Origin of the sequence: Micromonospora sp. DT228 (assembly GCF_049841595.1) — a bacterium.
Classification (GTDB): Bacteria; Actinomycetota; Actinomycetes; order Mycobacteriales; family Micromonosporaceae; genus Micromonospora.
The window spans coordinates 109,215-130,790 of record NZ_JBNCKO010000011.1 but is presented as its reverse complement, the minus strand read 5'-3'; the positions used below and the strand labels follow the sequence as shown (position 1 = coordinate 130,790).

At 70.4% G+C, this 21,576-nt stretch carries 20 protein-coding genes and 1 pseudogene; 9 read left to right on the top strand and 12 right to left on the bottom strand.

Annotated features, from left to right (window positions below):
• Positions 1–8 precede the first annotated feature (8 nt).
• From ACLQ29_RS22430 to ACLQ29_RS22420, 3 genes are all read right to left on the bottom strand, one after another.
• Positions 9–839: a carbohydrate ABC transporter permease gene (locus tag ACLQ29_RS22430; protein WP_357369443.1), complete on the bottom strand. Its 831-nt coding sequence runs from the start codon at positions 837–839 to the stop codon at positions 9–11.
• The gene (locus ACLQ29_RS22425; protein WP_393361405.1) at positions 836–1,783 is read right to left on the bottom strand and encodes a carbohydrate ABC transporter permease; all 948 of its coding nucleotides are present in this window, start codon (positions 1,781–1,783) and stop codon (positions 836–838) included. Before ACLQ29_RS22425 ends, ACLQ29_RS22430 begins: the two co-directional genes overlap by 4 nt.
• Positions 1,784–1,857: 74 nt before the next feature.
• Positions 1,858–3,105, bottom strand: coding sequence for an ABC transporter substrate-binding protein (locus ACLQ29_RS22420; protein ID WP_425773453.1), 1,248 nt, complete (start codon positions 3,103–3,105; stop codon positions 1,858–1,860).
• A 59-nt stretch (positions 3,106–3,164) separates the two neighbouring features.
• Here ACLQ29_RS22420 and ACLQ29_RS22415 point away from each other — a divergent pair, with 59 nt between their 5' ends.
• The 3 genes from ACLQ29_RS22415 (at position 3,165) to ACLQ29_RS22405 (ending at position 5,561) form a co-directional block, all read left to right on the top strand.
• Positions 3,165–4,070 carry an IclR family transcriptional regulator gene (locus ACLQ29_RS22415; RefSeq protein ID WP_425773452.1) on the top strand — a complete coding sequence of 302 codons (906 nt, stop codon included), beginning with the start codon at positions 3,165–3,167 and terminating at the stop codon, positions 4,068–4,070.
• A 574-nt stretch (positions 4,071–4,644) separates the two neighbouring features.
• Entirely contained in the window at positions 4,645–5,382 is a 738-nt protein-coding gene (locus ACLQ29_RS22410; protein ID WP_425773451.1) for a DUF5753 domain-containing protein, read from the top strand.
• On the top strand, positions 5,379–5,561 hold the full coding sequence (locus ACLQ29_RS22405) for a DUF397 domain-containing protein (RefSeq protein ID WP_425773450.1): 183 nt from the start codon (positions 5,379–5,381) through the stop codon (positions 5,559–5,561). The genes ACLQ29_RS22410 and ACLQ29_RS22405 overlap by 4 nt, the downstream gene beginning before the upstream one ends.
• Before the next feature lie 118 nt (positions 5,562–5,679).
• On the opposite strand, the gene ACLQ29_RS22400 is transcribed toward ACLQ29_RS22405, so the two are convergent.
• Together ACLQ29_RS22400 and ACLQ29_RS22395 are read right to left on the bottom strand one after the other, a co-directional pair.
• Positions 5,680–6,750, bottom strand: coding sequence for a sensor histidine kinase (locus ACLQ29_RS22400; protein ID WP_425773449.1), 1,071 nt, complete (start codon positions 6,748–6,750; stop codon positions 5,680–5,682).
• Positions 6,747–7,220 (bottom strand): annotated as a pseudogene (locus ACLQ29_RS22395) (response regulator transcription factor); the annotation flags it as partial. The gene ACLQ29_RS22400 and the pseudogene ACLQ29_RS22395, both read right to left, overlap by 4 nt.
• Before the next feature lie 398 nt (positions 7,221–7,618).
• On the opposite strand from ACLQ29_RS22395, the gene ACLQ29_RS22390 reads away from it, so the two are divergent.
• The 3 genes from ACLQ29_RS22390 to ACLQ29_RS22380 all read left to right on the top strand — a co-directional run bounded on the left by ACLQ29_RS22390 (position 7,619) and on the right by ACLQ29_RS22380 (position 10,277).
• Positions 7,619–8,470, top strand: a complete 852-nt coding sequence (locus tag ACLQ29_RS22390; protein ID WP_425773448.1) for a serine hydrolase domain-containing protein — start codon at positions 7,619–7,621, stop codon at positions 8,468–8,470.
• Positions 8,471–8,575: 105 nt separating this feature from the next.
• Positions 8,576–9,190, top strand: a complete 615-nt coding sequence (locus ACLQ29_RS22385; protein WP_425773447.1) for a VanZ family protein — start codon at positions 8,576–8,578, stop codon at positions 9,188–9,190.
• A complete protein-coding gene (locus ACLQ29_RS22380; protein WP_425773529.1) occupies positions 9,171–10,277 on the top strand; it encodes a hypothetical protein in 1,107 nt (368 codons plus the stop codon). Before ACLQ29_RS22385 ends, ACLQ29_RS22380 begins: the two co-directional genes overlap by 20 nt.
• A gap of 51 nt (positions 10,278–10,328) precedes the next feature.
• Here ACLQ29_RS22380 and ACLQ29_RS22375 read toward each other — a convergent pair whose 3' ends face one another.
• Positions 10,329–10,508: a hypothetical protein gene (locus tag ACLQ29_RS22375; protein WP_425773446.1), complete on the bottom strand. Its 180-nt coding sequence runs from the start codon at positions 10,506–10,508 to the stop codon at positions 10,329–10,331.
• 191 nt (positions 10,509–10,699) lie between these two features.
• Positions 10,700–11,161 carry a PLAT/LH2 domain-containing protein gene (locus ACLQ29_RS22370; RefSeq protein ID WP_425773445.1) on the bottom strand — a complete coding sequence of 154 codons (462 nt, stop codon included), beginning with the start codon at positions 11,159–11,161 and terminating at the stop codon, positions 10,700–10,702.
• Between the two features lie 222 nt (positions 11,162–11,383).
• On the opposite strand from ACLQ29_RS22370, the gene ACLQ29_RS22365 reads away from it, so the two are divergent.
• Both ACLQ29_RS22365 and ACLQ29_RS22360 read left to right on the top strand, forming a co-directional pair.
• Positions 11,384–14,179, top strand: a complete 2,796-nt coding sequence (locus ACLQ29_RS22365; protein WP_425773444.1) for a BTAD domain-containing putative transcriptional regulator — start codon at positions 11,384–11,386, stop codon at positions 14,177–14,179.
• Positions 14,180–14,213: 34 nt separating this feature from the next.
• Positions 14,214–14,831 (top strand): class I SAM-dependent DNA methyltransferase, encoded by a 618-nt coding sequence (locus ACLQ29_RS22360; RefSeq protein ID WP_425773443.1) that lies wholly within the window; start codon positions 14,214–14,216, stop codon positions 14,829–14,831.
• 33 nt (positions 14,832–14,864) lie between these two features.
• On the opposite strand, the gene ACLQ29_RS22355 is transcribed toward ACLQ29_RS22360, so the two are convergent.
• From ACLQ29_RS22355 to wrbA, 3 genes are all read right to left on the bottom strand, one after another.
• Positions 14,865–15,593: a tetratricopeptide repeat protein gene (locus ACLQ29_RS22355; RefSeq protein ID WP_425773442.1), complete on the bottom strand. Its 729-nt coding sequence runs from the start codon at positions 15,591–15,593 to the stop codon at positions 14,865–14,867.
• A gap of 65 nt (positions 15,594–15,658) precedes the next feature.
• Entirely contained in the window at positions 15,659–16,393 is a 735-nt protein-coding gene (locus ACLQ29_RS22350; RefSeq protein WP_425773441.1) for a GNAT family N-acetyltransferase, read from the bottom strand.
• Positions 16,394–16,516: 123 nt separating this feature from the next.
• A complete protein-coding gene (gene wrbA, locus ACLQ29_RS22345) occupies positions 16,517–17,116 on the bottom strand; it encodes an NAD(P)H:quinone oxidoreductase (RefSeq protein ID WP_425773440.1) in 600 nt (199 codons plus the stop codon).
• 338 nt (positions 17,117–17,454) lie between these two features.
• Between wrbA and ACLQ29_RS22340 the strand changes: the two genes are divergently transcribed.
• Entirely contained in the window at positions 17,455–18,399 is a 945-nt protein-coding gene (locus tag ACLQ29_RS22340; protein ID WP_425773439.1) for an acyltransferase domain-containing protein, read from the top strand.
• Positions 18,400–18,418: 19 nt separating this feature from the next.
• On the opposite strand, the gene ACLQ29_RS22335 is transcribed toward ACLQ29_RS22340, so the two are convergent.
• Complete coding sequence (locus ACLQ29_RS22335) at positions 18,419–18,853, bottom strand: VOC family protein (protein WP_425773438.1); 435 nt, start codon at positions 18,851–18,853, stop codon at positions 18,419–18,421.
• Between the two features lie 84 nt (positions 18,854–18,937).
• Positions 18,938–21,535, bottom strand: coding sequence for a rifamycin-inactivating phosphotransferase (rph, locus tag ACLQ29_RS22330; RefSeq protein WP_425773437.1), 2,598 nt, complete (start codon positions 21,533–21,535; stop codon positions 18,938–18,940).
• Positions 21,536–21,576: the final 41 nt, after the last annotated feature.

Genomic DNA, 21,576 nt, shown 5'->3' with positions numbered 1-21,576 from the left:
TTTTCGGCTCAACCCTTCACCGCGCCGGCGGTCATGCCGGACACCACGTACTTCTGCACCAGCAGGTAGAAGGCGACGGCGGGCAGCGTGAACAGGAAGGCGACGGCCATCACCGTCTGGATCGGCGTACCCAGCTCACCGATGAAGTTCGCGATGCCCACGGAGGCCGGCTGCAGGTCCGGGTTGAAGATGAACGTCACCGCGAACACGTACTCGTTCCAGGCGTGGAAGAACGCGATGACCGCGGTCGCCGCGATCGACGGCGCGATCAGCGGCACGTTGATCCGGGTCAGGGTGGTGAAGGGCCGCGCGCCGTCGGCGCGCGCCGCCTCCTCCAACTCCTTCGGGATGCCGTCGATCGCCCCCTTGAGGATCAGCGCCACGATCGGCAGGACGAAGGCGGAGTTGACGAGGATGAGGCCGGTCAGCGAGTCGAGCAACTCGAATCGGCGGAACAGCGCGAACAGCGGCACGACCATCAGCGCCTCGGGCAACATCTGGGTGAACAGCAGCACGACGGTCAGCACGGCCTTGCCCCCGAACGAGAACCGGGACAGCGCGTACCCGAGCGGGATGCCCAGGCCGACCGAGAGCACCATCGTGCCCACGGCGATGATCAGGCTGTTCAGCAGCCAGCCGGCCGCCTTGCCCTCGGCCAGCGCGTCGACGAACACCCCGAACTGGCCGAGGTCCGGCGTGAGCCGGGGCTGCTCGGCGAAGAGGTCGCTGTTGCTCGACAGCGCCGTCACGAACATCCAGTACAGCGGGAACACCGCGACACCGAGTACGACGAGCACGGCGACGATCCGTGCGGTGACACCGAAACGGAAGCGCCTCATCGGGCGTGCTCCTTCTCCACGGCACGGGCGACCAGTCGGCTGCCGATGACGACGATGAGTGAGATGACGACGCCGACCATCCCGATGGCGGCCGCCGAGCCGAGTTCCTTCGAGTCGAACGCCTGTGAGTAGAGGTCGATGACGAGCGTCTCGGTGGCGCCGACCGGCCCGCCCTTGGTCATCAGCCAGATCAGCTCGAACCGCCGCAGCGACCAGATCGTCATCAGCAGCGCCAGGAGCCCCACGGTGGGCTTGATGACCTGCCAGGTGACGGCGCGGAAGGTGGCCCATCGCCCCGCGCCGTCCACGGTCGCGGCCTCGTTGAGGTCCTGCGGTACGGACTGCAGCGCGGAGAGCAGCACCACCGAGGTGAACGGGAACAGCTGCCAGATGGTCGTCGCGAGCACCGCCGGGAGCGCGTAGCGGGAACTGTCCAGGATCGCGCCGCCCGGCACACCGAGTCCCACCGCGTCGAGGAACCGGTTCACGATCCCGTACTGGGCGTTGAGCATCCAGGTGGCGATGAGCGCGACCGCGATGCCGGGAGCGGCCCACGGGACGGTGATCAGCGCCCGCGCCACACCACGGCCCCGGAACTTCCCGTTGAGCAGGAGCGCGACGCCGAGCCCGGCGCCGATCGCGACCACGACGCAGGTGATCACGTAGACGACGGTGATCAGCAGGGTGTGGCGGAACTCCGGGTCGCCGAAGATCCGGTTGAAGTTGTCGAAGCCGACCCACTCGCTCTTGGTCGGGTTGAGCAGCCTCGTCCGGGTGAAGCTGAGGTACACCTCCTGGACGAGAGGCACCGCCTGGAAGACGAGGATGAACAGCGCGGCGGGTGCCAGGAACAGGTACGGCGTCCACTTGCTCCCCAGTGGGCTGGGCCGACGCCGGGCTCGGGGTGTTGTCTTCGGTGCTCCGGTCTGCTCGACCACAGTCATCGGGTTCGATCCTTCTGAGGAAGGACGCTGCCGGCGCATGTCCGTCGCGCCGGCAGCGTCGCCGTGTCGAGCGGTCAGCGGACCAGGTCGGTCGCCTGCTGCTGGGCGCGCTCCAGTGCCGACTTCAGGTCGGTCTTACCCTGCAGTGCCGCTACCACGTTCTGCACGACCACCTTGCGGATGTCCGGCGTCTTGGCTTCGAACCCGAGGACGATCTGCGGCAGGCTGGTCTCGGTGAGTCCGTCGAAGACGGGGAGGAACGGGGTCGCCTTGAGCGTCTCCGCGCTGCGCTGCGTGGTGGTGGCGACGCTGCTCGCGCCGAGGATCTCCTGCAGCTTGACCTGGTTCTGCGGCTCCAGCGCCCACTTGATGAAGGTGCCGGCCTCGTCCTTGCCCTCGCTCGCCTCGTTGATCACGATTGGCGCGAGGATCGCGCCCTGCTTGCGGACCGGGAACGGGATGGGCGCGACGGTGAAGTTCAGCTTGGCGTTCTGGCCGCGCGTGGCGGTCACGTAGCCGCCGTTGTTGAGCTCCATCCCGACCTTGCCCTCGGCGAACATCCGCCGGAACGTCGCCGCGTCCGCGCCGCGCGGGATCACGTTCGCGTCGTACAGGTCCTTGAACGCCTGCAGGCCCTTGAGGTTCTCCGGCGAGTTGATCGTCAGGTTCTTGCCGTCGGACCACGCGCCGCCGAAGCCGTAGACGTAGTTGAAGATGTCCTGCCACACGCCGGCCTCCTCGGCCTCCGTCTGGCGGAACGCCAGGCCGAAGACGTCGCCCTTGGTCAGCGACTTCGCGGTGGAGGTGAACTGCTCGTAGGTGGTCGGCGGCGTCGGGATCAGGTCCGCGTTGTAGAACATCGCGTAGTTCGACGCCTCGAAGATGACGCCGTGCCGGACGCCGTCGTGGACCATGAACTGGTCCGGCTGCTTGAGCAGGTCGTACTTGCCGGCGTCGATCACCTTGTCCAGCGGTGCGACGAGGCCGGCGTCCGAGGCGGCCTCGAACTCGGGCATGTCGAAGCGGACCAGGTCGGGACCCTTGCCACTGCCCATCTGCGTGAGCACCGTCTGACCGAAGGTCGGGTACGGGACCGCGGCGGCGGAGACCTGGACCTTGGTCTGGCTCTGGTTGAACTCGTCGAGCCACTTGGTCAGCAGGGGTCCACGGCCCGGGTCGCCGAAGGTCGAGGCGGCGAAGGTCAGTTTGGTGACCCCGTCGCCCGAGCCGCCGTCGGAGCCACAGCCGGTCAGAAGGGTGGCGACCAAGCCGAGGGCACATGTCGCCCCCGCGATGCCGAAACGAGCGCGCTGGTTACCCATCGTTACTCCAGTGTTACGAGTCAGAGTCATCCGGATGAAATTGCAACGATCGTAGCGCCATGCGCAACGGTGTCAAGTGGCGGTTGCGCATGGCGTCGTCTACATTGCACATATTGCAACGCAAGCGATGGGCTCGGCCGTCGCTTCGAGGGGGAGGCATAGCCTTGGCGCAATCGATTCGCCGTGCGATCGACCTCATCCGTCGGTCGGCGGAGCACCCGCTGTCGCTCACCGAGGCGGCGGACGTGCTCGGCGTGCACAAGTCCACGGCCCTGCGGATCCTGCAGACACTGGAATCCGCGCGCTTCGTCCGCCGGACCGGCGCGGGCACCTACGTGCTCGGCAGCGGACTGATCGAGCTGTCCGAGCTCGCGCTCGGCTCGATGGACCTGCGTCAGTTCGCGGCCGCGCACCTGCGCGCACTACAGCGCGAGACCAGCCACACCGTGCACCTGGCGCAACTGACCGGCGACGAGATCATCTACATCGACAAGGTCGACAGCCCCGCGTTCGACGCCGTCAAGCTGCCGTCCCGGGTGGGCCGGGCGGTGTCGATCTACGCGAGCGCCGTCGGCAAGACGATCCTGGCGTACCTGCCGTCGGAGGAACGCGACCGCCTGCTCTCCCACGTCGTCTTCGAGAGATTCACCGACACCACCTTCGCCGACCACGAGGCCCTCGAAGCCGAACTCGTCCGCATCCGCGAGAACGGCTGGGCCACCGACAACGGCGAGCACGACGCCTACGTCATGTGCGTCGCCGCGCCGATCAGGGATTCCCGAGGTCAGGTCATCGCCGCCGCCTCGATCACGGCGATCGAGGTCATCGCCAGCCTCGACCAACTCAAGAGCAACCTGCCGCGCCTGCTGGAGACCGCGAACCAGATCTCGGGCGAACTCGGCTACACGCCCCCGCCCGCCCCGAGCCCGGACGCGCCGGAGGAAAGCCGATCGATCGCCGAGTGAGCCACGGACAATCGCCGCAAACCCAGCCCCATCTCGAGTGAGGACTTACTCGCCTAACGGCGCTCGGCCCAGCCGACGAAGCGTGGCGCCAGGTCGGGCAGCGTGGCGTCCGGGTTGAGCCGAGCGAGGTCGGCCTCGGCCTCCTTCTGCACCCCCGCGAGGTTAAGCAGCAGGCCCGGCCGATTCTCGCGGAACTCGCCCAGCAGGCGCAGCTTCGCTCGTACGTGTGCCGATCAGGCAACTCGCGGATCACTCGGACCGTGATCGGGCGCAGGAACTGAACGCTCGCAGCGGTCGTCAGGTGGATTACGTCACCGGCCCTCATCTGCCCGATCACTGCGTCACCGGCCAAATCGGTACCACGGTCCCCAGCGGCCAGGGAACGGGCGGCCGCCCAGGTTGGGGCTTACTGTCGTGCTTGGAGTCGTCGGGCACAGTTTCCCCCTGCTGCTGGGTTGGGAAGGGGCCGCCCCTGTGGATGCTCGCCCGCCAGGAGCGGCCCCTCTTACGAACGCGGCCGCCGAGCCTCTGGTCCTTCAACCGGCCGCGCCGCCTATCGCCACCTTGCCGACTGTTGCGTCGCGAGACGGCGGACAGCCTCGCAGGTCAAATCGGCGTTGACCCCAAGACAGCAACCAAGTGGGCGAACCCTGGAAGCATCCCGCAGACTCGGCACCGCTCGAAGGTCGCCGCCTTGTTGGGTCGTGAAGAAACCGAGCTATGGCCGGACGTTTTGAAACGTCGAGAACCTTCCTGGTTTCGTCGATGGGTCGACATCGAGCGCGAGGCGCTCGCGCTGCGCGCATTCCAGCTCGCGTGGGTGCCGGGCCTGCTCCAGACCGAGGCGTACGCGCGAGCCACGCTCGCGTGGGAGGCGCTGACACCGGCCGAGATAGACGAGCTGGTGTCCGCGCGCATGGACCGGCAGGCGGTCCTGACCCGGGAGCGCGGCCCGCTGTTCGTCGCCGTCGTGGACCAGGCCGTACTGGAGCGCCCCATCACCGCGGACCGATCGGTCATGGCCGCCCAGCTTGACCACCTGGTGCAATGCTCCGAGCTGCCCAACGTCGAAATTCATGTAGTACCACGCGAAGCGATGGCCTACCCAGGGCTCAACGGACCGTTCACCAATGCCGATCTACCGAACGGGACGCGAGTGGCTCATGTGGACAGCCAAGCGAACGCGCAGATCGTCGAGCAAGCGTCCGAGCTTGGTACGCTCGAACGGCGGTGGGAACTCATCCGGAGTGAGGCTCTACCCCGGGGGCGATCAGTGCAACTCCTGAGAGAAGCGGCAACATCATGGACATGAGCGGCGCGCAGTGGCGCAAGAGCACCAAGAGCGGCAGCAACGGTGGCGACTGCGTAGAGGTCGCCGACAACCTCCCCGGCGTCGTACTTGTGCGTGACACCAAGAACCGCGACGGCGGAACGCTCAACTTCAGCGCCCAGACCTGGCGCTCCTTCCTCTCGTTCGCCAAGCAGCACTGACCCCGAAGCGCAAGAAGGCCCGGCTCCCACTCGGGGGCCGGGCCTACCTCTTTCGGTGGTCAGGTCGAGGCGACGATCATGTGCCGGACCTTGGTCGCGGATGCAGGTGACCGGGGCGTCATCCGGTAGTGGGAGCCGCCAGGGCCGGCGGCAGGTGTACGGCGATGTCCATGCCGCCGGTCGGCCGCACGGCGCTGACGATCTCTCCGTCGTGCGCGGTGACGACCGCCCAGACGATGGACAGGCCGAGACCGGCCCCGCGGGTGCCGTTGCCCGCGCCTCGGACGAACGGCTCGAACAGCCGCCGCTCCTCCTCCGGCGGAACAAGCGGGCCGGTGTTGACCACCCGCAGGAAGGCGTGCCCGTTCGCGATGCCGGAGGTCACCGTGACGTGTCCGCCGGCGTGGTTGTAGCGCAGCGCGTTCTCCAGCAGGTTACCGGCCATCCGTTCCAGCAACACCGGCTCGCCGCTCGCCGGGGCCGGCCGCAGGTCGGTACGGAGGGTCACGGCGTCGTTCGCCGCCCGGTCGACGCCGTCGACGACTGTCGCGGCGACGTCGGCCAGGTCCACGGGCGTTCGGCGGGGCGGGCTGGCCTGGCTGCGGGCCAGGACCAGCAGTCCGTCGAGGGTGCGCTGGCTGGTTTCGACGGCGGTGGCGATGTCGCCGGCCATCGCGACGAGTTCGGCTCGGTCGGGCTCGCCGTCGAGGGTGACGTCGATGGCGGTACGCATGGTGGTGAGCGGGGTGCGTAGTTCGTGCGCGGCATTGGCGACGAACAGGCGATGGCTGGCGAGGACCCGGTCACGTTCGGTGATGCCGTGCTGGATGCGGTCCAGCATGCCGTTGATGGTGGCGGCAAGCGTGGCGAGTTCGTCGGCGGGCTGGCGGACGGGTATCCGTTCGGACAGGTTTTCCGCGGAGAGCCGGTTCGCGGTACCGGAGATCGCGCGGATGGGGCGCAGTATCCGCCCGGCCACCACCCAGCCGGTCAGCCCGGCCAGCGCGGTCACGACCAGCAGCGCCGGTACGGCCTGGGTCAGCAGCTTGGACATCGCCTCGTCGATACGCAGCCGCAGGCGGTGAAACAGCAGCAGGTACGTCAGCGCCGTGAGCAGGAACCCGGCGGCCAGCACCAGGCCGGTGTACACAAGCGTGAGCCGGCTGCGGGCGGTCAGTCGCCGGATCACCTGACGATCCGGTACCCGGCACCGGTCACGGTTTCGATGAGCGGTGGATCACCGAGCTTGCGCCGCAGGGTGCTGACGGTGATCCGCACGGCGTTCGTGAACGGGTCCGCGTACTCGTCCCACACCTTGTCCAGCAGCGTCTCGGCGCTCACCACGGCGCCGTCGGCGGCGAGCAGCCGTTCCAGCACCCCGAACTCCTTCGGGGTCAGCGGCAACCGCCGGCCACCCCGTTCGGCGGTCCGTCGGGACGAATCGAGTGCGACATCGCGCGCGTGCAGCACCGGAGGGCGGGCCGGTGTGCTGCGCCGGGCCAGCGCACGCACCCGGGCGACCAGCTCGGAGAACGCGAAGGGCTTGCCCAGGTAGTCGTCGGCGCCCAGGGCCAGCCCGTCCACCCGGTCGGCCACGGCACCGGACGCGGTGAGCATCAGCACCCGAGCGGTGCCGCGCTGTGCCAGCAGCCGGCACACGGTCATGGATTCGGCTTCAGGTGGTGTCGACAGGCGGCGGCTGGTCCGCTGGGGCGGGTTGACCGCCGCCGGCGCGGTGGCCGGGGTGCCGCTGGTGGGCGCCGGGATCGGCCACGCCGGCTCACCCCGGACCAGCGCGTCCGGGCACGACCGGCTTCCGCCGGACGCCCTGCCCGGCGGCGCCTACGACAGGTACGTGGCGCGACTGGCCACGGAGGGCAGGTTCTCCGGTGTGCTACTGCTGTCGCACCGGGGGCGGACGGTGCTGTCCCGCAGTTACGGCATGGCCGACAGGGAGAGGGGGATCCGCAACCACGAGGGGATCGCGTTCAGCCTCAGTTCGGCGGGCAAGCCGTTCCACGCGGTGGCCCATGTTGCAGTTGGCGCAGCAGGGCAGGGTGAAGCTGACAGACCCGGTGGGCACGTACCTGACGGGCTTCTCCACGGACATCGCCGAGCAGGTGACCCTCCACCACATGCTGGCCGGCAACTCCGGGATGAACACCCCGGACGAAGACACGGCACGCGTCTTCCAGAGCCGGGAGGAGGTGCACGAGTACTGCGAGCGGTGGGCCCGGCAGTCGAAGCTGGTGGCCCCCGTCGGCACTCCCAGCGACCAGGCCGGGGCCGAGGTCGCCATCCCCGCGTTGATCATCGAGGCCGTGACCGGCAAGAGTTACTGGGACTACGTCCAGGAGAACATCTTCCGGCGCTGCGGCATGACCGGCACGGCGTTCTCCACCAGACCCCAGTGGCTCACCGACAGGCACATCGCGCACCCGTACATGATGCTGGCCGACGGCAGCCGGGTCGACGCCGTCCGCAACCTGGACCAGAGCAGCCCGTACCTGGCAGGCAAGAACCCGGGCCGCGCCTTCATCGATGCCCCCGGGGACGGCGGCTTCGCCACCGCGCCGGACCTGGTCCGGTTCGCGCACGCGCTGGGCGACGGCACGGTGCTGAGCCGGCCCTGGGCCGACCTGCTCACCGCGGCCAAGCTCCCCCACGGGCCGGCGTCGTTCGGGTCGTACACGATTCCGGTCCGCATCGTCAACGGTCAGTGGATGTTCGCGCGTGCCGGCGGCAACCCCGGTGTCGGCGCCAGCTGGAGCATCTACCCGTACACCGGCTGGGTCGGGGTCATCCTCAGCAACAGCGACGGCGCGCCGTTGCAGGAGATGAGCCAACGGGAGATGCAGGCCGTCACCGGGGGTTCGCCCGACGCCGGCGGGCCGGGTGGGGGTGGCTGACGCGATCTCCTGACCTGTTCGGGGGTGGTTCACACCCGGCAGCGGTTGGTCGGGCAGGCAGCCGCTCTGGGGCGGCCTGGGTGGACGGACGGAAGCGGAGTTGGCGTGCTCAGAGACTGGCACCACTGGATCGGTACGTTCACCGGCGTGGTCGCGACCACGATGGCCGCACTGCCCCTGGCGGCGCTGGCGGTGTCGGCTCTGGCATGCCGCCGCACGGCCACCGGCAGCACGCCGGCGTGGGCGTGGCGGATGTCGCTCGCCGAGGTCGGCATCGTCTACGGGACGGTGCCGTGGGTATGGATGATCCTGTTGCCGGGCAACCGGGCCGGGACGAGCCTGGTACCGCTGCGGGATCTGCTCACGATCCTCACCGACCGGGGGCCGGTGACGCTGATGGGCCAGGTCGTCGGCAACCTGATGGTGTTCGCGGCACTGGGATTCCTCGCCCCGCTGCGGTTCGCGGCGCTGGCGTCGGTGTCGCGGATCGTCGCGCTCGCGGCGGGCTGCTCGATCCTGGTCGAGGCCGCGCAGTACGTCCTGCGGCTGGATCGGGTGTCGTCGGTGGACGACGTCCTGCTCAACGCCGCCGGCGCCGGACTTGCCGCGTTGGCGTCGCGCCGCTGGTGGCGCGCTGCGGCCCGAGCGTCAGCTCCCTCGGCCATCGAAGGCTCGCCGACGGTGGGATCGTGTACGGGTGATGGAGGCCGCGCGACGTGAACTCGAACGGGCACGAAGCTCCTCGGCCGGGTGGCACGAGCTGCGCTACGAGCGCGGCACCGACCCCGATGGCGAGGCCTGCGACGAGAACGCGGGCCGGCGGGCAGGCGTGTTGTGGGCGCTGCAGTACGACCGGTGGGCCGAGGACCTCCCGCTGGTGCGGTGGCTGGCCGGGCAGGAGGCACAGTGTCGACGCGAGGCGCCGTCTCAGGGCATGACCGACGAGACCGAGCTGGCCGGCTATCTGCTCGCGGAGCATCGCCAGGTCGAGGACGTGTGGCTGCACTGGGAACTCAAGCGGGCCAACTTCGACACCTGGTGCGGCTACGACGGTGAGCACCTGTTCGCCGCCGGCGTGCCGGCCACCGTTGCCCTCGTGCGGGACAGCGGGCACGCCGAGCGGGACGACGTGCTGGCGTACCTGTTGGACGAGGAGGGCCAGCCGTGGGTCTCCGAGGAGACGTTGGCGGAATGGCGGCGAGAAAAACGAACGTTCTTCCCGGGTGACCCGACCGCCGAGGACCCGCTCACCTGGATCGCACGCGCCAAACTGGTCGGTGATCGGGTGTTGGCGCGCGAGTTGTTGGACCGCTGGGCGGTCGACCGGCCTCGGGACGAGGCCACACTGAACCATCTGCGAGATGAGTTGGCCGACCTCGGGGCGTTCACTGAGGCCGCCGCGGCGCAGCGGGAGAGCCTGGTGTTCACCGACACCGCATGGGATGCGGCGTCGGCGTGGCAGTCCCTTGCCGAACTCGAGCGCCAGGCCGGCGACCACGCCGCCGCCTGGGCGGCGTTACGTGAGTGTCGCCGGGCCCTGCACGACGTGTCCGGCTGGACCGAGGTCGGCCTGGGTCGGATGTATGTGGGGGAGCTTTTCCTCCTGGCCCGTTGCGCCAGCGCCGAGCTTGCCGCCGTGGTGTTCGCCGAGGCCGACCGGCAGGCGCACCAGGTGCCCCGGTTGCCTGTGGTGGTGCTGCGAGTGGCCGCCGAGGCGGCGGACCGAGTCGGTCACCAGGCCGCGGCGAGGCACTACCGGCAGCTCGGCGATGCCGAACAACTGCGTATCAACGGCGAGCGGGGTTAGGGCCGGACACCTCGCGCTCTCGTGCGGAGCCGGCGACGCGGCCGTGGAGGGTCACGCGGGGCCGCGTTCCCGTCGACCCGCTCGGCCGAGGTCTGGCGACCGCTTGAGCAGGACGACACCGCCCACGACGAAGATGACGCTGAGGACCAGCCCGGTGACATTGCCCTGGGCCAGGGTCGCGAAGAGGCCCAGCAGGCCCACGATGACCGCCACCCCGCCGACAAGTCGCATGAAGTAGCCGCCGACCGACTAGACTCGTTCATTCGCCATGGTGATTCTGTGCCCGACGGGCCGGTGCCACAAACACGCAGTGGCAGCGGAGCGCTCAGGTGCCGCCATCCCATCGTGAACACCGGGCGCGGCGGTGTCCCCGGCCGTCAGTAGGCCGGGGACACCGTCGAGGCGCTGGATCGGGCTCGACCTCAGGGGCAGTCGAACCAGCGGGTCTCCTCGCCGTCGCCGTAGTAGGCGTTCATCGGGCAGGTGTACCAGGTCCCGGTGGCGTGCGCATAAATCTGCGCGTGCTCCGGGTACCACTCGGAGCCATTACTTCCCTTGTAGACGCCGATGAAGTCCGGCCGTCCGATGTCGAACCACGAGAATGGCCCGAAATAGTCATTGCTGTTGCGCTCGAAGTTGTCGGCCGAGTTGTCGAGGTTGACATAGCCGGGCGATTCGGCGACCGTGCCGTAGACCTTCATCTTCACGGTGGCGTCGGTGCCGGCCCCGTTGATGTTCGCGGTGTGCACGAAGATCGTGTACTGCTGAACAGCGTTGACGCCCATGTCACCGGCTGCGGCGGCGCTGGCGGCGGTGCCGCCGACCAACGCCGCCATCATCACGACGAGCGCGCCGGCAACTGCGATGGGGATTCGGAATCTCATGACTGACTTCCTCCTACGGAGAGCTGAACACGATTGCTGCCAGGGCAGTACGACGACTGTGGCAGCGCCTACTGCCGCGACGCTGACGTGGCGCTGAAAATGCCGGCACCGTCCGGTCTCCGACTGAGCCGTCCAGGCCACGGGTTCCGTCGATAACCTGAGTCGAATCGTGTGGTCGAGGCGGGGGACCCAATGCGAGTCAGGCTTCTTGGACCGGTCGACGTGACCACGGAGACGGCCGCCCGCACGATTTCCGGACTCCGCCGCAAGGGCGTGCTCGCCGTGCTCGCCCTGCACCCGGGCGTCATCGTCAGCACCGACCGCCTGATCGACGTGATCTGGGCGGACCAGGCCCCCGCCACCGCGCCGAACAGCCTGCAGAGTCACGTGTCCTACCTGCGTCGCGTCCTCGGCGCCCGCGGCGCGATCCTGAGTCGTCCACCCGGCTACCTGCTGGATCTGCCCGGCGAGGCCACCGACGTCGAGGTGGCCGAGCGGCTCATCCGCGAGGGCACCCGGTCGACCGACCACGGGCACGCCCGCGCGCTGCTGGCGGATGCCCTCGACCTGTGGCGGGGCCGTTCACTCGTCGACGTCGCCAGCCTCGACTGGCTGCACGCGCAGGCCGAACGCCTGGAACACCTCCGGCTGGTCGCCGTGCGCGCGCTCGCCGACAACCGCCTGGCGCTCGGCGAGCACGCGCAACTCGTACCGGAGTTGGAACTGTCGGCCCAGCACCATCCCCTCGACGAGCACATCCACGACCAACTCATGGTGGCGCTCTACCGCGCCGGCCGACAGTCCGACGCGCTCGCGACGTACCGGCGGTTGCGCCGCACCCTGCGCGACGACCTGGGCATCGAGCCGAGCCCGGCGCTGCGCGACCGGGAGAGCGCCATCCTGGCGCAGGACCCGGCGCTCGCCTGGTCGACGCCGGCCGGGGAGGTGGTCACGGTCGCGGCCCGGGAGCCCGCGCCGGCCCAACTACCCCCGGCGGTACGCGCCTTCGCCGGTCGCCACGCGGAGGTGCGCTGGCTCGACGACCGGCTCGGCCGCCCGGGTGCGCCGAACCCGCCCGCGGTGGTCATCTCGACCATCTCCGGGACACCTGGCGTCGGCAAGACGACGCTCGCCGTGCACTGGGCCCACCGGGTCGCCGAGCGCTTCCCGGACGGCCAGCTCTATGTCAACCTGCGGGGCTTCGACGCCGGTGGGGCGGTGCTGGACCCCGCCGACGCGATCCGCGGATTCCTGGACGCGCTCGGTGTGCCGGTGCAGCGTGTCCCGGCCGGCCTGTCCGCACAGGCCGCGCTCTACCGCAGTCTGCTGACCGGCCGACGGGTCCTCGTCCTGATCGACAACGCGCGCGACGCGGAGCAGGTCCGCCCGCTGCTGCCCGGCTCGGCCGGCTGTGTCGCAGTGGTGACGAGCCGCAATCAGCTCACCTCGCTTGTCGCCGGCGAGGGCGCCCAGCCGCTCGCTCTCGACCTGCTGCCCGCGTCGGAGGCCCGGGACCTGCTGGCCCGCCGGCTGGGCGGTCATCGCGTCGCCAGCGAGCCGATCGCCGTCGATCAGATCATCGCGAGCTGCGCCCGGCTGCCCCTCGCACTGGCCGTGGCCACCTCGCGGGCCGCCACCCGTCCCGGTTTCCCGCTGGCGGCCCTGGCCGGTGAGTTACGCGACGCGGCCGACGCGTTGGACGCCCTCGACGGCGGTGACCCGACCACCGACGTACGCGCGGTCTTCTCGTGGTCCTACCGGGCACTGAGCCCGGCGGCCGGTCGGATGTTCCGGCTGCTGGGGTTGCACCCCGGTCCGGACATCGCCGTGCCGGCCGCGGCCAGCCTGGCCGGCGTCCCGCTGCGCGAGGGCCGGGCGCTGCTGACCGAGCTGACCCGCACCCACCTGGTCATCGAGCACACGGCCGGCCGGTACGCGATCCACGACCTGCTACGCGTCTACGCGACCGAGCTGACCCACGACCTCGACAGCGACGGTGAGCGGAAGGCCGCGGTGCGCCGCGCGCTCGACTCCTATCTGCACGTCGCGTATGCCGGCGCCCGGCTCCTGCAACCCTTCCGCGACCCGATCGACCTGGGCATCGTCCACGCCGGCGTCGCGGCGGTGGCGCCGGCCGACGCCGGACAGGCGATGGCCTGGTTCGTCGCGGAGCATCCGGTGCTGCTCAACGCCGTGACCCGCGCGGCGGAGGACGGGCTCTACGCGCACGCGTGGCGGTTGGCGTGGACGATGGCCGACTTCTTCGACCGCAAGGGTCACTGGCACGACTGGACCACGACCCACGAGACGGCGTTGACCGCCGCCGACCTGCTCGCCGACAGGTGGGCGGCCGCGGGCGTACGCCGTGGTCTGGGCCGTGCCCGCGCCCACCTGGGCCAGTTCGCCGAGGCGCACGCCCAGCTCCGACAGGCGGCCGACCTGTACGCCCTCCTGGGCGACCTGACCGGCCAGGCGCACGTGGCCCGCAGCATCGCCTGGGTCTGCGCCCGGCAGGGGCGGCACCGGGAGGCCCTGGCCCACGCGCAGCACGCGCTGACGTTGTTCGAGGCCGTCGGTGACCGCGCTCTGCAGGCCCGCGCCCTCAACTCGGTCGGCTGGCAGTACGCCCAGCTCCGCGACCACGGCGCGGCCCTGCGGCACTGCCGGCGGGCGCTGCGTCTCGTCCGCGAGGTGGGCGACCGGTTCGGTGAGGCCAACACCTGGGACAGCATCGGCTACGCCCACCACCACCTCGGCGACTTCCAGCAGGCGTCCGTCTGTTACCAGCGGGCGGTGGAGCTGTTCCGGGATCTCGGCGACCGCTACTACGAGGCCGACACGCTCACCCACGCCGGGGAGAGCCACCAGGCGGCGGGCGACCCGGAGGCCGCCCGGCTCGCCTGGACGAGGGCGTTGGACATCCTCGGCGCGCTCGGCCATTCCGACGCCGACCGGCTCCGCGCCATGCTCGACCACCACCGGATCGTCGGCCCCCCGACCCCGGCGGCGTGCGCCTGACCCCGCCCCACCCGGGCCTCGTATAGTTCCGGCGGTGCGGAGCGAGAAGGTTCGGCAGGCGTACGGGTCCGTCGCAGATCTCTACATCGACCTGTTCGGCACGACCCAGAAGATCAACCCGGACGACCCGGCCTTCATCGGCCGACACCTGGCCGGTCAGACCGGCACGGTGCTCGACCTGGGCTGTGGCCCTGGCCATCTCACCGGTTACCTTCGGTCGCTGGGCGTCGACGCCAGGGGGATCGACCTGGTCCCCGAGTTCGTCACCCATGCGCGGGCGGCCCACCCGGACGTCGAGTTCCACCTCGGGTCGTTCGAACGCCTCGACGTCGCCACCGGCTCCGTCGACGGCATCCTGGCCTGGTACTCGCTGATCCACCTGCCGCCGGAGGAGGTCGACGGCGTACTCGGTGAGTTCGGCCGGGCGATGGCCCCGGGCGGCAAGCTGGTGCTGGGCTTCTTCGACGCCGACGAGGTCGGCCCCTTCGCGCACAAGGTGGTGACCGCCTACCGCTGGCCTCCCGACGAGGTCTCCGAGCGACTCAGCCGGGCCGGCTTCCGGGAGGTCGAACGCGTACAGCGGCCGGCCGAAGGCGGTCAACGGCCCCATGCCGCCATCGCGGCGGTCGCGGAGCCGCGGCGGGCCGGGTAGCCGGGGCCGTCGGCGCGGTGGGTGTCGATCGCGTCAGTCGGCGTCCTCGACGAACGCCGCACGCGGTGCGAGATGCTGGCCCCGCGCGTACTCCGCGGCGAAGCCGGTCGCGCCGAGCGCCTCGACCGCGGCCGTCCGCACCGCGGCCAGGTCGGCCGCGTCGTCGGGGTCGGGCACCTGGCCCAGCTCCGCGAAGGCGGCGTCCGTGACGGCGACCAGCAGGCCGGCCCGCGCGTGGTCGCCGTGGGCCGACGCGAGCGCCGCGCCCGCCAGGCAGACGTACGGGACGAAGTCCGCCCAGCCGTTGCGGAAGACCCTCTCCCGACTCGCGGCGAACAAGGCCCGCGCCGCGTCGAGATTGCCGAGACCCAACTCGCAGAACCCGAGGTTGTGGGTCTCCGAGTTGACGAGCTTGGGCTGGCCCAGAGCCTCGTTGAGCGCGATGCTCTCCCGGTAGAGCTGCCGGGCCCGGGTCAGGTCGCCGGACATCCGGGCCACCGCGGCCAGCACGTGGCGGGGCCGCTCCTCCAGACTCCGATCGCCGGACCGAAGGGCGACCTCGAGCGCTTCCCGGGCGCGCGCCTCCCCGCCTGGGAGGTCACCACCACGGATGGCGACCCGGGCGAGGCTGTAGCGGGCCTCCACCTCCACCGCCGGATCGCCGGCGGCCCGTGCCCTGTCGATCTCGGCCTCGCTCATGCGCACCACCGCGTCGGTCTCGCCCCGACGGAAAGCCGCGCGAACGTCCTCGCTGAAACCCATGTCTGTTCTTCCCTCTCCGCTGCGGTCGTCCTGCGCGAACGCGTGCTCGTCAGCCCGCTGTGACGTCAGCCCGCTGTGAAGACGGTCCAGGTCTCCACGAGACCGAACCCCATCGACTCGTAGAGCGCCCGGCCCATCGCGCTCGACTGCAGGTAGGCGGCGTCCGCGCCGGCCGCGATGCCATCCCGCAGTACGGCCTCCGTGATCTCGCGGCCCAGTCCGCGGCCTCGTGCGGATGGCACGACCGCGATGTTGAACACGCCAACCACGCCGGAGGTCGACATCGCGAGCCCCGTGCCGACGGGCCGACCGGACTCCTCGGCCAGGTAACCGGTGATGGAGTCGGCGTCGAGCACACCGCCGCCCATCAGTGAGCCGAAGGTGCCCTCGGGAGCTTCGAAGCCCCGCGTGAGGGTGTCGGTGTAGAGGTCGGCCTCCGCCGCGCGGACCTGGCGGACCGACTCTCCTGCGTCGGCCCGGAACACAATGTCCTCCGCGCCGCAGGCCAGCATCGGCAGATCATTGCTCTGGAGCAGCCCGTGTCGGGCCGCGAGAGCGCGTACCTCGTCGTCCGCCTCGCCGCGAACCATGATCGACCAATGCGCGGCCTGCCTGCCCACCTCGACCGCCATCTCGTCGAGCGCCGCCAGGTCCGGTTCGAGCGTCGTGTCGTAGGCCGCGTTCAGCGCCGCCACCCCGGCGTGGGTCAGAGCTGCGCGGGCGGTGCCTCGCTCGGCGTACCAGCCCTTCGGGGTGACCGCACAGAGGCCCCTGATGGCGTCGAAGTACGACGCCGCCATCCGCTCGGCGATCGTGTTGATCGGAACCCCCTCGTGCTGCCCGCGGCCCCGGACCAGCCCGGGAAGCGTTCGAGTATGCCTGGGCCGGTCTCCATCGATGGAGACCGGCCCCAGCGAGGGCGGTCAGGCGGCGAGCTTGTTGGCGATCTTGACGACCCGCTGCGCCATGTGGTCGAGGGCGTTGAGCTGCGCGTCGCCGAGCGGCGCGTCGTTGCTTCCGCCGGTGACGTGCGAGACGCCGTACGGGTTGCCGTCGGCGAACTTCAGCGGGTCGGTGTAGCCGGGTGCGACGACCAGGCCGCCGAAGTGGTGGATCGTGTTGTAGAGCGCCAGGAGCGTCGACTCCTGGCCACCGTGGGCGGTCATGGTCGCGGTGAAGCCGGCGTACACCTTGTCGGCAAGCAGGCCCTGCGCCCACTGCGGGCCCAGGGTGTCGAGGAACTGCTTGAGCTGGCTGGCGACGTTGCCGAACCGGGTGGGCGAGCCGAACAGCACCGCGTCGGCCCAGACGAGGTCGTCGGCGGTCGCCTTCGCCTCGTTCTTGGTGGCGTCGAAGTGCTGGCTCCAGGCGGCGTTGGAGGCGATGGCCTCCGCCGGGGCAAGCTCCGGAACCTGGCGCAGGCGCACCTCGGCGCCGGCCTTCTCGCCAGCCTCGGCGAGCCGCTGGGCCATGGCGTGGACGGTGCCGGTGGAGGAGTAGTAGATGACGGCGAGCTTGGTCATCGAAGGGTCCCTTCTCGAAGTAGTTGCTAGCGATAAATTTGCGTTAGCAACAATCTGACTGTAGCAACGGCGGCGAACGGTTGCCACCGGACCTCGGCCCGACCGGTCGGCGGGGAACCCGAATACCGACAGACCGCGCTCGCCGGCGCAGAACCGCCGAACGACTACGGATGCCCCGGTCAGGACGGCTGATGCCAGACAGGGCAAACTCGTGTCCCGCGCCACACCGGGCGCCGCTGCCGGATCACCCGACGCCACGCCGGTGGCCCGCCAGGGATCGGGGCCGCCAGAGCATCGACGGGCGATGGGGCGCATCCACCGCCGGTACGATCGGCAGCGTGAATCTGGACGTCGTCGCCGATCGGCTCGGGGTGCCCGTCGAGGACGTCGACCGCGTGCACCGCCTGGCGAACGACGGGCCGTCCGCTCCGCTGCCCGCCCCGGCCGACGCGCCCGCGATCCTCGACCGGCTCGCGGTACGACCGGACGACGCCGCCGAGATCATGGCGGGCTGGCCCCACCCCGAATCACCACTGTGGACACCCGAGTTGCGCTGGCTGCTCGACCGCTCGACCGCCCTGGTTCTCGCCGATCTCGGTGGCCACGGCTGGCTGCCGCCCGGTCCGGAGCTGCCGCGCGACCGAGGTCCCGCCTGGCGGCACCTCTACGTGTACGCGTACCTGGCCCTGGTCGACGTCGTCCGGGGTTACCACCGTGACCACGGCGTCACCGACGAGGTGTCCTGGGCGACCCTCGCGGACCTGGGCCGCAACCTCGCGATCGACAGGCGGATGCGCCGCGAGGGTTGGCCGGTCATGCAGAGCTGGCTGACGCTGCACGCGCGCGGCGGCCTCTACGAGTTGGGCCGATTGCAGCACCAGCGCGGCGGCACCGGCATCGACCTGCACATCCCCGAGGCGGGGCCGCTGACCCCCGAGGCCGTCGAGGCGTCGCTCGACGAGGCCCGCGCGTTCTTCCCCCGCCACTTCCCCGACGAGCACTACACGGCGTTCGCCTGCGGCTCCTGGCTGCTCGACCCGCAGTTGCGGGAGTACCTGCCCGCGGACTCCCACATCATCCGGTTCCAACGGCGCTTCGAACTGGACCCCTACGAGGAGCCGGAGGGGCTGGACGCCGACGTCGAGGTGCGACGATTCGTGTTCCGCACCCTGACCACGCCACTCGACGAGTTGCCGCGCGACACCGTGCTCCAGCGTGCGGTCGTCGACCACCTGGCGGCCGGCCGCCACTGGCGCTGGCGCCGGGGCCGGTTCCCGATCTAGTCGCAGGTGGTGCGGCCCCTCAGTCGAGACAGAACTCGTTACCCTCGACGTCCTGCATCACGAGGCAGGACTCGTTGTCCTCGTCGGCGGTCAGCAGCCGCACGCGCGTCGCACCGAGCGCGACAAGTCGCGTGCATTCGGCCTCCAACGCGGCCACTCGCTCATCACCCACGAGCCCGGTGCCGACCCGCACGTCGAGGTGCACTCGATTCTTGACGACCTTGCCTTCGGGCACGCGCTGGAAGAACAGGCGCGGTCCCACCCCGGTGGGATCGGCGCAGGCGAACGCCGAACCCCGTTGCGCAGCCGGCCGGGTCGCCTCGAAATCGTCCCAGGTGGCGAAGCCCTCCGGTGGCGGCGGTACGACGTATCCCAACACCGCGCACCAGAACCGAGCGACCCGCTCCGGCTCCGCGCAGTCGAAGGTGATCTGAACCTGCTTGACCGACGGCATCACTCCACCCTAGAGAGGCACCCGTGTCGTCGGCACCGCATTAAATGGGCGCGCGACCCCACCCGCCGACGGGCGACCGGTCAGTCAGGGCAGCATCTCGACGTAGCCGTCGCTGCCGTGTACGCGGATCCGCTGCCCGTCGGGGATCAGCCGGGTGGCGTCCACCACGCTGACGACGGCCGGCAGGCCGTACTCCCGGGCGATCACCGCGCCGTGTGTCATCGATCCGCCGACCTCCGTCACCAGGCCTGCGATGCCGACGAAGAGCGGCGTCCAGCTCGGATCCGTGTGCGCCGTGACGAGGATGTCACCCGGTTCGAGATGAGCCTGTGCCAGGTCCAGGATGACGCGGGCGCGCCCTTCGATCGTCCCGGCGGAGACCGGTAGGCCGACCAGAGCGCCGGCCGGCACGTCGTCGCGTCGGTACGCCCCGGTGAGGGCCTCGCCCTCGGAGGTCAGCACCCGGGGCGGCGTGAGCGCGTGGTACGACCGGAACGCGTCCCTGCGTTGCCGGATCACCGTGTGGTCCACCTGGTGTGAGCGCACGACGTCGTGCAACTCCTGGAACGTGAGGTAGAAGGCGTCCTCCGGCTCGCGGAGCACGTCGGCCCGCACGAGGCGCTCGACCTCTCGCAGCAGGGCCTGCTTGTAGGCGAAGTAGCGGCTGATGATGCCGTACTTCGGGTACTCCCGGTAGCCGACGAAGGTCCGGACCCGTTCGATCATCCGCTCGGTCTCGTCGGCCTTCTGCTCCCCGTCCGGCAGCGCCCGCAGGCGCGTCAGCACCTCCTGCGCCTTGCGCTGCGCCTCCTGCTGTCCCTGCTCGAAGCGCCGCTGGGCGGCGCCCGGCGCGAAGTTCGCGACGTTGTCGAGGAGCACGGGCAGCAGCGTGGCCGGGCGTTCGCGCCACCGCGGCCTCGTGATGTCGATCTCGCCGACGCAGCGCATGCCGTACCGGTCGAGGTAGGCCTCGATGGCGTCGCGCGCTTCGGCCCCGCCCGCGAGCTTCGGCAACTCGTCCAGGAAACCGTCGTCCTCGACGCCCCGCAGGAACGCCACCACCTCCGGGTGCGGGCGGAGCACGTCCGCGACGTCGAGCAGCGCGAGCCCCATCTCCGACGTGACGTTGCCGGGGGCGGACAGGGTGAGGGTGTCGGCGGCGTTCCGCTCGCCGAGCCACTCCCCCAGCCGGTCGTTGAGCCACCAGGTGGCCTGCATCCCCGCCATGATCGCCTGCATGCTCAACGGATCGCCGAGGTCCCGCCTGTGCTCGTCGAAGGCCTTCAGCAGGAAGTCGAACAGCGCTGGTCCGGTCAACGGGGCGATGTCGTGCCGCAGGGCGGCGACGGACGCCTCGTTGCGCTCGATCAGTTGGGTGACGATGTCGGGGTCGGTAGCGATCGGGGTGGCCGTGGCACCGCCCGGCGGCTGGAGGGGACCGCTGTCCGGCAGCGCCGGGACGAAACCGGGGCGGTCGAGGACGGTCCGCAGCGCGTCCCCGGTCAGCGGATCGGTTCGGCCGGCCAACTCCAGGAAGCTGGCGCGGCTCGCCGGCGCGGCCAGCATCCGGGTCGCGTCGACGAACAGCCTGCCGCCCGCCTCGTGCATCGGCGTCATGGCCGTCAGCTGCCACATGGAGAGGCCCAGCGGCTTCATGGGATCGGTCATCATCTGCTGGTGGCCGACGGAAAGATAGACGTGGTTCTCCTGGTCGTCGGCCGCGGGGATGGGAAAGAGCGTGGTGATCGGCCGGCTCTGCACGATCTGGAAGTCATCGTCGACCAGGCACCACTCGATGTCCTGCGGACAGCCGAACCGCGCCTCGACGCGTCGCCCGAGTCGCACGAGCCGGACGACCTGCTCATCGGTCAGCGCCGGCTGCTCCTGCCGCTGGCCGTCGATCGTCACCTCGTGCGTCCCGCCACCGGGCAGGGCGTGCACCGCGACCTGTTTGGCGGCGACCGCCCTGTCGACGACCGCACCGTCGCGCACCCTGAAGACGTCCGGGTTCACCCGACCGGAGACCAGTGCCTCGCCGAGGCCGAAGCTGGCGTCCACGGTGGCGACCTTGCGATTGCCGGTGACGGGGTCGGCCGTGAACAGGATGCCGGCCGACCGTGGGACGACCATCTGCTGGACGACCACGGCCATGCCGACCCTGCGGTGCTCGAAGCCGTTGCGGAGGCGGTAGGTCACGGCCCGCTCGGTGAACAGCGACGCCCAGCACCGGCCGACGTGCGCGAGGATCGCCGCCGGACCCCGGACGTTCAGGTAGCTGTCCTGCTGGCCCGCGAAGGAGGCCGTCGGCATGTCCTCCGCCGTCGCGCTGGAACGCACGGCGTAGGCGGATTGCTCGCCGTGCACGAGGAGCGTGTCAGTGATCTCCGCCGCGAGGTCGTCAGGGATCGCGGTCCCCTCGATGCGCTGGCGGACCTCGGCGCTGAGCACGCGGATCGCGTCCCGGTCGTCCGGTCTGAGGCGCGCCAGCTCATCGAGCAGATCGTCGATCGCAGGCCCCTGCGCCACGATCCGCTGGAAGGCGGCAGTCGTGACGCAGAAGCCGGCCGGCACCCGGATGCCGTCGATCCGGGTCAGTCCGCCCAGATTCGCGCCCTTGCCGCCAACGAGCGCGACAGAGGTCCGGTCCACCTCTCGGAGATCCACAACGTACGGCTCGATCATCGCCACCTCCCCGGAGACGGTGCTCCAGCGCACCGCAGCCG

Bases quoted from the DNA above. Each gene is read 5' to 3' on its own strand.
- ACLQ29_RS22430 (WP_357369443.1), bottom strand. From the start codon at position 839: ATGAGGCGCTTCCGTTTCGGTGTCACCGCACGGATCGTCGCCGTGCTC.
- ACLQ29_RS22425 (WP_393361405.1), bottom strand. From the start codon at position 1,783: ATGACTGTGGTCGAGCAGACCGGAGCACCGAAGACAACACCCCGAGCC.
- ACLQ29_RS22420 (WP_425773453.1), bottom strand. From the start codon at position 3,105: ATGGGTAACCAGCGCGCTCGTTTCGGCATCGCGGGGGCGACATGTGCC.
- ACLQ29_RS22415 (WP_425773452.1), top strand. From the start codon at position 3,165: ATGCGCAACGGTGTCAAGTGGCGGTTGCGCATGGCGTCGTCTACATTG.
- ACLQ29_RS22405 (WP_425773450.1), top strand. From the start codon at position 5,379: ATGAGCGGCGCGCAGTGGCGCAAGAGCACCAAGAGCGGCAGCAACGGT.
- ACLQ29_RS22380 (WP_425773529.1), top strand. From the start codon at position 9,171: ATGGAGGCCGCGCGACGTGAACTCGAACGGGCACGAAGCTCCTCGGCC.
- ACLQ29_RS22375 (WP_425773446.1), bottom strand. From the start codon at position 10,508: ATGCGACTTGTCGGCGGGGTGGCGGTCATCGTGGGCCTGCTGGGCCTC.
- ACLQ29_RS22370 (WP_425773445.1), bottom strand. From the start codon at position 11,161: ATGAGATTCCGAATCCCCATCGCAGTTGCCGGCGCGCTCGTCGTGATG.
- ACLQ29_RS22355 (WP_425773442.1), bottom strand. From the start codon at position 15,593: ATGGGTTTCAGCGAGGACGTTCGCGCGGCTTTCCGTCGGGGCGAGACC.
- ACLQ29_RS22350 (WP_425773441.1), bottom strand. From the start codon at position 16,393: ATGGCGGCGTCGTACTTCGACGCCATCAGGGGCCTCTGTGCGGTCACC.
- wrbA (WP_425773440.1), bottom strand. From the start codon at position 17,116: ATGACCAAGCTCGCCGTCATCTACTACTCCTCCACCGGCACCGTCCAC.
- ACLQ29_RS22335 (WP_425773438.1), bottom strand. From the start codon at position 18,853: ATGCCGTCGGTCAAGCAGGTTCAGATCACCTTCGACTGCGCGGAGCCG.
- rph (WP_425773437.1), bottom strand. From the start codon at position 21,535: ATGATCGAGCCGTACGTTGTGGATCTCCGAGAGGTGGACCGGACCTCT.